This window comes from Verrucomicrobiales bacterium (assembly GCA_016793885.1).
Classification (GTDB): Bacteria; Verrucomicrobiota; Verrucomicrobiia; order Limisphaerales; family UBA11320; genus UBA11320.
On sequence record JAEUHE010000016.1, the window covers coordinates 33,212 to 45,502 of the forward strand.

The following is a 12,291-nucleotide window of genomic DNA, read 5'->3' on the forward strand; positions in this document are numbered from 1 at the left end:
CAGTCTCATGCCGAAGGTTCTTTGCGGCAAAAGGTGAAAATGAGGTGAGAGCCGAGCGGTGTCAAGCCACAGGCCACTCAGGGGAACGAAAGAACGCGGCTACGGCTGTTTGGCGTTCAGGCTTTCGATCAGGGCGTTGAACTGAGGGAAAGTGCGGATTCCCGCAAACCTGGGGTCGGTTTTCGCCAGTTGGACGAGGTCATGCGGCGAAGGTGTACTCCCGGGCGCCGCCTTGGCTTTGCGCTGCGCGTCGAATGTAAGCGCGGATTTAAGGGAGGCCATCGCTTCGTTGGATTTACTCAGAATAGCCTGCATCCCGGCCAAATCAAACCAGGCTTCAGGGTTCTCTCCGGAGAGCTTCGCATAGCGGGACAATGCGGTTTCAGCCTTCGAATACTGAAAGCTCTGGTTGTACATCTGGGCGGCAAAGAGCATGGCGCTGACATCGGACGCGCTGCTGTTCATGAGGCCGTCCACCAAGGTTAATGCCTGGTTGGTCTGCTGGGCCTGCATCAGGGCCATGACTTGCTGAATGGTCTCCTGGAGTTTCTGCACTTGGGGCAGGGCCGCTGCCGGCGTGGGAGGAGCAAAGTTCGAACCGCGAATGCGCTCCAACTCATCGATGAGTCCCCGCAGTTGCCCGTTGGCCGGATCGAACTTGAGCGAAGTCTTCGAGAGGAGGAGGGCGTCATCAAAACGGTTCATGGAAACCAGAATGTTGATGTATCGAAAAACGGCCTCAGGGCTGTATGGGCAGTAAGCGAAGGATTGCTTGAAGGCAAACTCGGCCTCCTTGAGCACACGTTGCTGCTCCGCCGCGCTGCGCGAGTTTTGGAGCCGCCAGGCATAGAGCCCGCCGATGCTGCTCCGCAGTTTCGAGAAGGCTTTTTGGGCATCGCTGTCGCGAACGAAGGCCCGATCCCCCGTGAACCCTTGGAAGTCACGCTTCAGATAGACCCGCTCCGCGAAGGCGCAGATGTTCGAGATGGTGGTGTCGTAGGTGATCCACTTGCCGATCAGCCTTTCGGAGTATTCGCTCCAGAACTCGTGGTCCTTATCGACAATTTCCTGCGTGATCTCCGGAACGGGGTTCCGATTGATCTTCATGATGATGCCAAAGGGAGTCAGGTGAGGATACATCCAATCGAGAGGAAAGCTTTCCTCAACGTAGAATTCATGGTTCGGATTCGCATCGAAGATCACCTTTGTGAGTAGACCGTTGATGGCCATGACGGCCACTTGTCCTGAGACCTGAACTCGTCCGCCGATCACTTTCACATCCTCGCCGACCTTGATCTGACGGGGGGCCCCCGGGTTGCGGGTGTCGTGTTCCAGGCGTCGGTTGGCGTCGGTGATGTATTCGTTGAAGCAGCGCTGAGAATCGTCGTTGGATGGGGTCTTGATCTCGCGATCGGGATAAACCCCTCCCGGGCTCTTCGTGATTTCCTGGGGATAGGCCTCCTCCAGCAGGAGCCGGTTGAGCCGGATGCGCGTGTGGCTCTGGGGATTCTCCTCCACGAACCACTTCACATGCTGGGAGAGGTTTACGCCAGCGAAGCGCGACGCGTCGAAAAGCGGCCCGGCCTCGAGTAGTTTATTGAGGTCGGCCGCGAGCAGCTTGCGTGCGGAGCTGGAGTTCGCATCAGAGCCGATCGCGGCGCGAGTGTCGGCTGAAAGCGCCCCGTAGACATGCTGCGATACCGGATCGGCTCCGGCCTTCAGCTTGCTCGCGAACGCGGTCGCATTGGTGAAATGGTCCGGTTGGAAATACGAACTTCCCACGCGGCGCTCTTTTTCGATGGAGTCGCCCAGGTCTAGGAAGAACCGGTCCACTGGCAATGCCAGTCGTGCCAGCCAGTTGGTTTGGGTGTTTTCCGCGAGTTCGCGCGGACCTCGAAGTAGCTCCGAAAAGAAGGGGGGATCCGGTTGGGTGACGCGGTTGTAGTGAGCCCGGATATATTGCAGATAGGTGCCGTCTGCCAACGCGTTTTGAGTGATCAGGTACACATCCCGTCGGTCAAAGTTCGGATCGTTGGGCTTGAATTTTGGATCCAGAAAACTCTCGCAGAAGATCATGTAGGTCGGGTTGAACCGCCCGGGATCCGTTCCGCCAAACAGCACCGTGTGCTTGTCCATTTCGGGGTAGATGGGCTTGCCATCCTTGCCCTTCATCGGGGGCGTGAACATGTCGTGGCCGAACCAATAGCCAAACAGATGGCCGCGCTGTTCATTGTTCTCCCAGTGCGACAGCACCGAATAACCCGGGGCTAGCAGCAGCAGCGCCAAGAACGGTTTGAGCGGGGCGGCTTGCAGGTTCACAATCATCAGGATCAGCCCCGCGGCGGCGATGACCAACGCGTAGATGGCCGTGAAGTGGTGCAGTCCATAGGCGCTGTTCAAGAAGGCGTCTTTGCAATGCAGCACGGCCAGGAAGACCACCACCCCGAGTCCGGCGACGATCGGCATGCGGATCTGGGAGTAGGCGGTGGCCATCAAGGCGAGCAGCAGCGTGATCCCATAGCCGATACCCATCGAGATGAGCACCTGCGACGCCGTGAAGAATACCTTGTTGAGTTCCTGGGCTTGACGGTCGGGGGGCGGGTTGAGCAGCAGCATCAGGAACGGTCCCAGGAAGACGTAGATCGCCGTCAAGGCCACGATCCAGGCGCGCTCGCGCTTCTGCATCTCTTTCCAGAAGAGGAAAGTCGGATTCAAAAACAGAGTGAAGAGCGGCGCCAGCGCGCAATAGACCGCCGCGACCAGGAGGATCCAGAGCGCGTTCAGGCGGTGCGACTCCACCCAGCCAACCAGATCGGGGCTCATGAGCCCCATGAAAAGGGCGAGGATGGCGCAGTAGCCCACGATGACCCCCGCCTTGGCCTGCGGGCTCCAGTCTCTTCGCGAGAGCCACCACAGCCCGAGGATCAGGCCGAAAACGAAACACATCACGTTGAACTCGGTGAGAGTTCCGTCGATCAGCGTGTAGTCGATTTGCTTGAGGAACGCGGTCGATTCGGTGGTGGGATGAATGCGCTCATACTGCCCCCGCGTGAAGGCGTGAAAGAATCCCGTGACGGTTCGCGGGTAGCCCCAGTTCAAGGGCGGATTACTCATGCTGGCCAGCGGCATGTAGATGTAGAAAGCCGCACCCAGGGTCCAGGCGATGCCGGAGGCCAAAGTCGGCCACCATTCATTGCCGAGCGGCTTCAGGTTGAGCAAACGAGGGGTGAAGGTAAGAATGAAAAAACAGCTGAACGTACCGATGAAGGCCATCCAGACCAGGAGGTAGCGGCCAGGGTTGCCCTCGAACAGTTCCAGGTAGTTGGTGATCTTGCCGAGAATCAGCCCCAAGCAGCCCAGCCAGGCCACCAAACACAAATCCCGAACCAGTTCCAACAGGTTCTTCTTCGTCGTGACGGCCAGCCACAGCCAGCAGATGGTGAAAAGCACACCCAGTCCGCTGAAGATCAGCATGACAGTGTCGTTTTCCTTAAGTGTGGGAATAAAGCCCATTCCAGCCAACACCAGGCCGGCGAAAAAAAGAATCACGTTCCAGAATAGGAACTCGCGTCCCAGACGGGGAGCCGCCGCGATTACCGCGACCTCAAGTCCCATCGCCGTCACCAGCAGGGACTGGTGGTTGTTGAAACAAATCCCGAACCAAAAGAAGGCCAGATAGAGATAGCGGTGCTGCGTCGGCGTGTAGATCCACCGCATCAAGCAGATCAGCACCCCGGTCAGCGAGAGCACGCTCAGCGTATAGACCTCAACGATGACCGCCTGGCTCCACATGAAGCCATTGAATCCCATGAGCAAGCCAGCCACGATGCCTGATACGATACAGAAAGACCCTTCGAGCTTACGCTCCAATGCCTTGAACATGGCGATGCCTTCCAGGAGCATGCTGCTGCCGCGAGAGACCATCATCGCGATGAACCCGCAGGACAACGCGGCGGCAAAGGCCGAGGACAATCCAACTCGATAAGCGATGTTTCCAAAGGGCAACAACGTGAACAGCCAGGTATAGACGGTCCAGACCGGATAGCCCGGCGGATGTGGCACTCCGGCATATTGAGAAGCCACCGCCAGCTCGCCGGAATCCTCCAGGGTTAGGTCTGGTGCCAGCGTCCACCAGTAGCCGATCATGGTGATGACCGCAGTGACGAGAAACGCAACCCAGTCCACGCCGCGGAACAACGGCGGCAGAGGTCCCTGCGGCACAGGGTCTCCTCCGGACGGAAGAGAGGTTGCTGTCGGTTCCGACGTACGTGACGGACCGGTAGACTTCCCGGAAGGGGAAGGTTTCGGGTTTTTCTGGCTCATTCGGTTAAGGCCTTACGCTATTGGTTCCCAAAAGGGACATGTGAGTTGACAGTGTGCTGGGAGGCGTTGTCGATGAAAAACTTACATCGATGGACCCAACGGTATTGTCGAAGCTGTTGTGCGGACTGTGGGCTGCCATGTAGCTGGCCAGCTCGGGATCGGAGATCGCTTGGGCCAAGCGGGGCGACAGCGTCAGGGTAGAGGGTGTTTGTCCCAGCGCCAGGAAGGTGGCCACGAAGGCCACGCTCGCGGGCGCCAGCCAGGTCATTCGAAAACCGACCTCAACGGGATCTTTCTCGGGCTTGGGGCCAAAGATCCGATCTTTAAGAGCCGGGCTCGGCCGACGCGGCGTCCAGGATGCCAAGATCGCTTCGATTGACTTCAAATCGTTCTTCATAGTTACCTCGCAGACACTGTCTCAACTTTTGAATCCCATACCGGTAGCGGCCCGCCACCGTGTTCGGGGAGAGCCCCAGCAGGTTCCCGATTTCCTCAAAGGTGTGCTGATTCCAAATCTTGAGCACGATGACCTCGCACTGTTCCGCCGGTAGCCGCTTTAAGCACCGCATCGCTGCCCGCTCCTGGTCCGACTCCGTGCTATCCCGGTCGAACCACCGCTGAAACTCAAACTCTCGAGCCAAACGGCGCCAAAGCCCGCGGTGATAGTTCAACGCGCGGTTTCGAAACGATCTCAGACAATAGTGCAACGGTTCATCGGGCGGGGCGGGGAGCTTGAGAAGCGAGATAAACGTCTCTTGCAGAACATCCTCAGACTCTGAATGCGAAAGCCCCAAGGCGCGGCCGTACAACAACAGACCGGCGGCTCGCTCGTTGTAGAGCGTTTCACACCAGCCGTCCTGCGTTGATCCATCAGCACCCATTTCACTCACATCGACACCAATCAAGGGATCTTTTGTATAGGAAAGTGAACTAACAGTCGAGTTTTCAACCGGCAGAGCCGCGCTGCAGCCGGTCGGCCACTGCTCTCCACTCTGTTGTGTTCCGAACCGCCTCGACGACAATCAAGTCCGCATTCGCCTCGTCGCAGCGATGTAACTCGGCATAAAGTGCTCGGGCATAAGCCTCAGCATCATCGGGAATAACGGTGATTTGGGATTGCGGCAACGAGAGAGTCAAGGGAATGCGACGATGCGCTATCACGTGGATGCGTTGACCTTGTTGCAGGGCGGGGCGCAGCAGCGTGGCGATCTCTGCATCCGATTCCCACGCTAGGATCCGCAGGGTTGCGCGGGGTGAGTAGTGCTTGGGCAACAGCCCGGGGCTTCGGGCGATCTTGCCCTCTTGGCCGACTGCGGCGGCGACCACGGTGGTGACCGTGCCAGCCAGCGGGACCACCGATCGAATGTCCCGCTCGTGGATCGTCCCCGGACGCAAGATTCTTGCTTCCGGGCCGGTGACATCGATGACCGTCGACTCGATCCCGATCTGCGACTGGCCTCCATCGACGATCAGGCGGAGTTTGTTGCCCAGGAGGCGTTGCACGTGCTGGGCGTTGGTTGGGGAGAGTTGGTTGGAAGGATTGGCACTGGGCGCCGCCAACGGCAGACCGCACGACCGGATCACGGCTTGCATGACCGGATGACTGGGCCAACGGATTCCGACTGTGTCGCCTCCGGCCGAAACCACATTCGGAATGGCATCCGACTTATGAAGGACCAGAGTCATGGGGCCTGGCCAGAAAGCATTGGCCAAGGCTTGAGCCATGGGAGGCCAGTTCCTCACGCAGGTGGAGATCATGGCGAGGTCCGCGATATGAACAATCACCGGGTTAGTCGACGGGCGTCCTTTGATTCGGAAGATCTGCTCGACGGCGTGGGAATCGAGGGCATTGGCCGCCAGGCCGTATACGGTTTCCGTCGGGAGAGCCACAACCTCACCTTGGCGCAGTGCGGCTGCGGCTGATGTTACGGCCTGCGCCAGCAGCGCGGGCGAGTGTGTGGGCAATACAATTGCGGTGTTCACGGGATGGCAACGGAGGTGATCTTCACCTCCGTTCGTCTCTATATACCTGGGCTGGGTTTAAGGATCCAGCTCCGGAAATGGGACGATGACGATTGCGAGTGAAAGGACTGTCGGGAGCGGGGGTGTGTGGCGGCGCGTTTCACTCTGAGTTCAGAGCCAGCGGGGAGGGAGGAGCGACGGGGCAGCGACAAAAAATTGGCGGGTTTTGGGATGACACACAGATTGCATCGCCAAAACCCGCCACTCCCGCCCACACGGGCGAAAAAATTCATCGTTCCGACACCCGGGCACACTTCTTGCGGAGCGGAACCGGACTGGCGGGCTGACTTGCGCATAAGGTGCCCTAAGTCGGCCCCAACGTCAACCTGGTTTAGGACAGCGTGGATTGGGGTAGAGGTGGGAGGAGTGTACCTTCCCGACTTTAAGCCACCCGGTCGAGTCGGGGGCTATTTCAAAAATGACTTGGCCGACACCGTGGCCCCTTGCATGATCCCTGCTTTGACCATTTGAACCACTCACACACCGATCATTATGGGACGCATTTACAACAACATCGTTGAGACTGTTGGTCGGACGCCGCTGGTGCGTCTGAACCGCGTAACCGCTGGCCTGGACGCCACCATTCTCTTAAAGTGCGAGTTCTTTAATCCGCTGGGTAGCGTGAAGGACCGGATTGGCATGAGCATGATCGAGGATGCTGAGCGGCGCGGGGTCCTCAAGAAGGACACGGTGATCATCGAGCCCACCAGCGGCAACACCGGCATTGCGCTCGCCTTTGTCGCTGCCGCCAAAGGCTACAAGCTGATTCTGACCATGCCCGAGACCATGTCCCAAGAGCGACGAACGCTGCTGGCCATGCTCGGTGCCAAACTGGTGCTCACCCCGGGAGCCGAAGGGATGAAGGGGGCGATCTCGCGTGCCGAAGCTCTGGCCAAAGAAACACCCAACTCCTGGATTCCTCAGCAGTTTGAAAATGGCGCCAATCCCGAAGTGCATCGGCGCACGACCGCTCTGGAGATTTGGGAAGACACCGAGGGCAAGGTCGATTTTCTGATCGCCGCGGTCGGCACGGGTGGAACCATCACCGGATGCTGTGAGGTCATCAAACCCAAGCGCCCGAGTTTCCAGGCCATTGCGGTCGAACCTAAAGATTCGCCTGTCATCTCCCAAACTCTGGCCGGACAGCCCATCAAGCCCGGCCCGCACAAGATCCAGGGAACGGGGGCAGGCTTTGTTCCCAAAAACCTTCACTTGAAGGACGGTCAAGGAAACTCACAGATCTCCGAGTGCGTGCAAGTCAGCAACGACGAGGCATTCGCCATGGCCCGACGCTTAGCAAAAGAGGAAGGGATTCTGGTCGGCATTTCAACAGGAGCGAACGTTTGGGCGGCCATCCAGATCGCCAAACGGCCTGAGAATAAGGGCAAAACAATCGTCACGATTGCCTGTTCCACCGGTGAGCGCTACCTCAGCACCGCCTTGGCGGATGAGGCCCGTGCTCAATTGGGAACCTGATTCCGTCAGGACAAAAACGGGGGATGGCCTGGCAAAAAGCGGAAAGCCAGGCCATTCCTCGGGTCGTATCGTGTCTACAGCAGTGGTCGCTGGGTTGCCCGTGGATAGGGTGGATCCCAGCACGAATCACCCTGCGTTAGGAACCATGATATGATTACGCCAACTGTCATCGCCATCTCTCTTTTCGCCGCCAGCCTTCCCGTGCTGTATCTCTTGATCATCCATCGCTCCTTGAGCGGCGGTGCGGCCAATGATCCGAATTTCGACGTGGACGCGAAACTGCATTCGGCATCCCCGCGCCAATCCAGTGCGAAGGCGCATGCCGCTCCGTCCCACACAGGGACGACTCCGAAGCACGCCTAAGGCGGGACCTCGGTTTCTACGTCCGCGGTAGTTGCGCCTTTGCCTTTTGTTGGAAGGCCCTCCCAACTCAGGATGGCCGGTCGGCAGACGGCGCACCAGGAATGTAGCGGCGCGCTTCCCTGCACGCCCGCTGGTTTTTCCGCTCAGAGAGGGCCGTCGCCCAGTCAGGGCCTATCATGCCCCAGGAAAACGGGCTTCCCCACGCCGGCACCACGTCGGGGTGATTGCGGCTAGGACTTCACGATCGAATCAAACTCAGCGTCGGTAAAGGCCTGGAGGGTTTGGGTCTGCACGTTGCCGAACGATGCGAGTTCGGTGAGCAGATGGAGCACCTTCGTTTCCGAACTTGCTTCGAGAATGAGGACGCCGTCATATCCCCCCATGGTCCAATACTGACCTGCGACTTTAACCCCAGCCTTGGCGGCAAGTCGGTCAAACTGGTGGGCGCGGCGGGTGGATTTCTTGACATTCTTGGATCCCTGCGGCGTGAAGGTGAGAAGAGCGATGTAGCGAGGCATGACGCCACTATGCCTCAGCCTAGACTCCGCGGCTCCTCCTAGGTTGCCTGATTCGAAGCGTTGCTTGGCGTTGGAGTGAGTCAAGCGAACAGCGCGTGAATGACCTGTCCCCGCACGTCGGTCAGCCGAAAGTCCCGTCCGAGAATAGATCGGGGTCTAGCTCGCTGCGTCTGGGAAAGGAAGTTTGAGTGCCCTGGGTCAGTACACTGCGGCTTGCGATGTGACAGGCTCTTTGGAGGGCGGGCCCGAGGGCCAGCCCCATCGAGAGGAAGAACGCGAGGCTGCCAATGAAGCAGTCCCCGGCTCCGGTGGTATCGACCGCTTGGACGGCGGGGGCTGAGCTGAGTAGGATTTCGCCTCCGGGAGTGAGGGCGAGGGCGCCCTGTGCTCCGAGGGTGATGACCACGGTTTGCGGGCCGCGCGATTGCAGGGCGCGGGCGGCCCTTTCGGCTTCCTCCAGGTTCGTGACGGGGATTCCGGTGAGCGCCGTCGCTTCGCTCTCGTTGGGGGCGAGTAAATCCGTGACCGCGAGCAACTCCGCCGGGACCTGCTCGGGCGGTGCGGGGTTAAGCAGGGTAATGGTTCCTCCTTGCTCGCGGGCTATTCGGAAAGCTTCGAGACTGCATTTCCACGGGATCTCGAGTTGACAGAGCACCACCTGAGCAGCGCGGATTGCGCCGGCAGCCTGGCGGACATCGGCCGGCTGTAAGGCTTGGTTCGCGCCAGGAACGACCAGAATACAGTTCTGTCCGCTGGATTCTTCCACCCAGATGGGCGCGACTCCGGAAGGAAGCCGATCGTCGAAGGACACAAACTCGGTTCGAATACCCTCGGCAACGTAGTGTTTAGCGGTCTGCTTGCCGATGGCATCGTTGCCCAGCCTGGCCACGAGGGTTACATCGGCTCCGAGGCGTGCAGCGGTCACTGCTTGGTTGGCTCCCTTCCCGCCAAAGCCGGTATGGTACGAGCTTCCGCGCAATGTCTCGCCCAAGCGGGGGATTGTGGGTGTCCTGGTCACCTGATCAAACATGGCGCTGCCGACAACGCAAATGCGGGGGATGCGGTTCATGCGCAATCGATGGGACTTGCCATTCGCCATTCTTAGTCGAGGCCCTGGCGGTCGGGCAAGCAGGTTTGGTGCAGCAGTGCTGGGACGGGCTTGATGATTTTATTCACACCCGCAGCGAGGAGCCCCCATCAAAACGCTGGAGTTGATCCTGGCGTTGGACAAAGCTGGCTCACCACACATGAAAACGAATCGTCGCGATTGGTTGAAATGGGGCGGCGGAGCCCTGGGTTGTGCACTGGTTTCCGGGTTGCCGGGCATCACGGTCGGCGCTGGATCCACCCCCGGAGTGCCTGCGCGGATCAAGATCGGGCAGATCGGCGTCGGACACGCGCATGCCACCAAGCTTGGCGTTTACCGCGCTTCGCCAGACTATGAGGTGGTCGGGATTGTGGAGCCCGATGCCGAGCTTCGTCGCGCCGCGGAATCGCAAGCGGCCTTCCGTGGCCTTCCCTGGATGACGGAAGCGGAGCTGTTGGCGGTGCCGGGACTCCAGGCCGTTCTGGTCGAGACGAGGGTTAGGGATCTCCTGCCAGCAGCGGAAGCCTGTGTGCGAGCAGGAAAGCACGTACATCTCGACAAACCCGCCGGTGATTCGCTGCCGCGGTATGCTCGGCTGTTAAAGCGAGCGGCTGAGCAGAGGCTCCTGGTTCAAATGGGCTACATGTACCGCTACAATCCCGGCGTCGTGCTGCTACGGCAATTTCTCAAGGACGGCTGGTTGGGGGACGTTTTTGAAGTTCACGCGGTCATGAGCAAGGTGGTGGAGCCGGCGGCGCGTCGAGAGTTCGCCGAGTTTTCCGGAGGGATCTTGTTCGAACTCGGAGGCCATATTGTCGACTTGGTGGTCGGAGTTTTGGGAAAACCAGAACGAGTTGCTCCATTCCCTCGCCGAAGCACCGATCCAGGGGATGGGTTGATGGACAACATGCTGGCGGTGTTTGAGTATCCTAGAGCCACAGCTACGGTGAAATGCTCTGCGATCGAGGTTGAGGGGTGGGATCGGCGACACCTGGTCGTCTGCGGGACGCGGGGAACCTTTCAGATCCAACCTCTCGACAATCCTTCCGCCCGCATCTCCCTGGATCAAGCCCGCGGGCCCTACCGAAAAGGTTCGCAGGAAGTCACGTTCGCGAAGTACACCCGCTACGTCGGTGATGCCGCCGACATGGCGAAGATCCTGCGCGGAGAAAAGCCCAACGACTTTTCCTATTCACATGATCTGGATGTTCAGGACACCTTGCTCCGCGCGTGCGGAATGTCGGTTCGCCGGTGACCTGATTTTCCCTTGCCAGCCAGCGGCTGGGCGGGCAGAAGAGTGTTTCAACACTGCGGTCCCGTATGCTTTCGTGATTTATGTCTCTACCTGCTTCATTCTGTCCTGACCTGGTTGGCTGCCTTTCACAAGGCGCAGCGGGAAATCCCACGGTCGCCATGATCGAGGCCGCCTTCCGGCATCACCGGATCAACGGCCGCTACATCAATATGGAGTGTCCGCCTGAAAACCTGGCGGATGCCGTTAAAGGGTTGCGGGCCACCGGTTACAAGGGATTCAACCTCAGCATGCCGCACAAAGTGAGCGTCATCCCGCTGCTGGATGGTCTGGGCCAGTCGGCGTCGGTAATCGGGGCGGTTAACTGCGTCGTCCGGCGGGGGGACAAACTGATCGGCGAAAACACCGATGGAAAGGGATTTCTGCGCTCTCTTCAGGAGTTGACCGATCCGCGAGGCAAGACGGTGGTGCTGTTTGGAGCGGGCGGAGCCGCACGAGCGGTGGCGGTCGAGCTCGCCCTCGCCGGAGTGAGTCGATTCATCCTGGTGAATCGCTCGCCGGAGCGAGGTCGTCCGTTGCTCGACCTCCTGGTGAGCAAGCTGAGCTGTCGGGCGGAATTGCACCCGTGGACCGGAGATTTTGCCCTGCCGTCCGAGGCGGACATCGTGATTAACGGAACTTCAATCGGGCTGTATGACGACCATGCGCGACTGCCTCTCGACGTCTCTACATTTAGGTCAGGCCAGATTGTGGCGGATGTGGTGTTTAGCCCGCCGGTGACTCGTTTCCTCCGCGACGCCCGAGAGGCCGGCTGCAAAACCCTGGATGGCCTCTCCATGCTCGTCAACCAGGGGGTGTTAGGTGTCGAGTACTGGACCGGGATACTGCCCGACAGTGCAGTGATGTATCAGGCACTGGCTGCTGCGATGCGACTTTAGCAGCCAACACCGCCGTCGCGTTGGCACGGCTGTTGTGAGGTGCGGAAGCCTTGGGAGCGGGGACATGTTGCCCACGGAGCACACGGATCCGGGGAGCGACTGCAACACCGACTGCGGGTGCGGGGCGAGTCGCCGAGCCGACTGAAGTTACTGTTCTGCTGGATCCCTTCCGACTCCGTGTGTTCGGTGTGTTCCGTGGGGAAACTCTTCCTTGGAGGTTGTCTCGGCCTTCCTTTCGAGCCTGGCAGGCTCCGGCGATCGTTCGAAGATCATTGTGGCGTTGAGAGCAAGAGGTGAATCCTTCAGGAACAG

General features: G+C 59.5%; 10 protein-coding genes. 4 read left to right on the top strand and 6 right to left on the bottom strand.

Annotated features, from left to right (window positions below):
* Window positions 1-99 precede the first annotated feature (99 nt).
* The 4 genes from JNN07_02195 to JNN07_02210 all read right to left on the bottom strand — a co-directional run bounded on the left by JNN07_02195 (window position 100) and on the right by JNN07_02210 (window position 6,306).
* On the bottom strand, window positions 100-4,221 hold the full coding sequence (locus JNN07_02195) for a DUF2723 domain-containing protein (GenBank protein MBL9166534.1): 4,122 nt from the start codon (window positions 4,219-4,221) through the stop codon (window positions 100-102).
* Window positions 4,222-4,327: 106 nt separating this feature from the next.
* Window positions 4,328-4,720, bottom strand: a complete 393-nt coding sequence (locus tag JNN07_02200) for a hypothetical protein (protein MBL9166535.1) — start codon at window positions 4,718-4,720, stop codon at window positions 4,328-4,330.
* Entirely contained in the window at window positions 4,647-5,228 is a 582-nt protein-coding gene (locus tag JNN07_02205; GenBank protein ID MBL9166536.1) for a sigma-70 family RNA polymerase sigma factor, read from the bottom strand. Before JNN07_02205 ends, JNN07_02200 begins: the two co-directional genes overlap by 74 nt.
* 40 nt (window positions 5,229-5,268) lie before the next feature.
* Complete coding sequence (locus JNN07_02210; GenBank protein ID MBL9166537.1) at window positions 5,269-6,306, bottom strand: threonylcarbamoyl-AMP synthase; 1,038 nt, start codon at window positions 6,304-6,306, stop codon at window positions 5,269-5,271.
* Between the two features lie 531 nt (window positions 6,307-6,837).
* On the opposite strand from JNN07_02210, the gene cysK reads away from it, so the two are divergent.
* Window positions 6,838-7,821 carry a cysteine synthase A gene (cysK, locus tag JNN07_02215; GenBank protein MBL9166538.1) on the top strand — a complete coding sequence of 328 codons (984 nt, stop codon included), beginning with the start codon at window positions 6,838-6,840 and terminating at the stop codon, window positions 7,819-7,821.
* Window positions 7,822-7,971: 150 nt separating this feature from the next.
* Entirely contained in the window at window positions 7,972-8,184 is a 213-nt protein-coding gene (locus tag JNN07_02220; protein MBL9166539.1) for a hypothetical protein, read from the top strand.
* Between the two features lie 230 nt (window positions 8,185-8,414).
* Here JNN07_02220 and JNN07_02225 read toward each other — a convergent pair whose 3' ends face one another.
* Together JNN07_02225 and rbsK are read right to left on the bottom strand one after the other, a co-directional pair.
* Complete coding sequence (locus JNN07_02225) at window positions 8,415-8,702, bottom strand: GYD domain-containing protein (protein MBL9166540.1); 288 nt, start codon at window positions 8,700-8,702, stop codon at window positions 8,415-8,417.
* Between the two features lie 121 nt (window positions 8,703-8,823).
* The gene (gene rbsK / locus JNN07_02230) at window positions 8,824-9,771 is read right to left on the bottom strand and encodes a ribokinase (protein MBL9166541.1); all 948 of its coding nucleotides are present in this window, start codon (window positions 9,769-9,771) and stop codon (window positions 8,824-8,826) included.
* Window positions 9,772-9,949: 178 nt separating this feature from the next.
* On the opposite strand from rbsK, the gene JNN07_02235 reads away from it, so the two are divergent.
* Together JNN07_02235 and aroE are read left to right on the top strand one after the other, a co-directional pair.
* Entirely contained in the window at window positions 9,950-11,044 is a 1,095-nt protein-coding gene (locus tag JNN07_02235; protein MBL9166542.1) for a Gfo/Idh/MocA family oxidoreductase, read from the top strand.
* An 80-nt stretch (window positions 11,045-11,124) separates the two neighbouring features.
* The gene (gene aroE, locus JNN07_02240) at window positions 11,125-11,979 is read left to right on the top strand and encodes a shikimate dehydrogenase (GenBank protein MBL9166543.1); all 855 of its coding nucleotides are present in this window, start codon (window positions 11,125-11,127) and stop codon (window positions 11,977-11,979) included.
* Window positions 11,980-12,291: the final 312 nt, after the last annotated feature.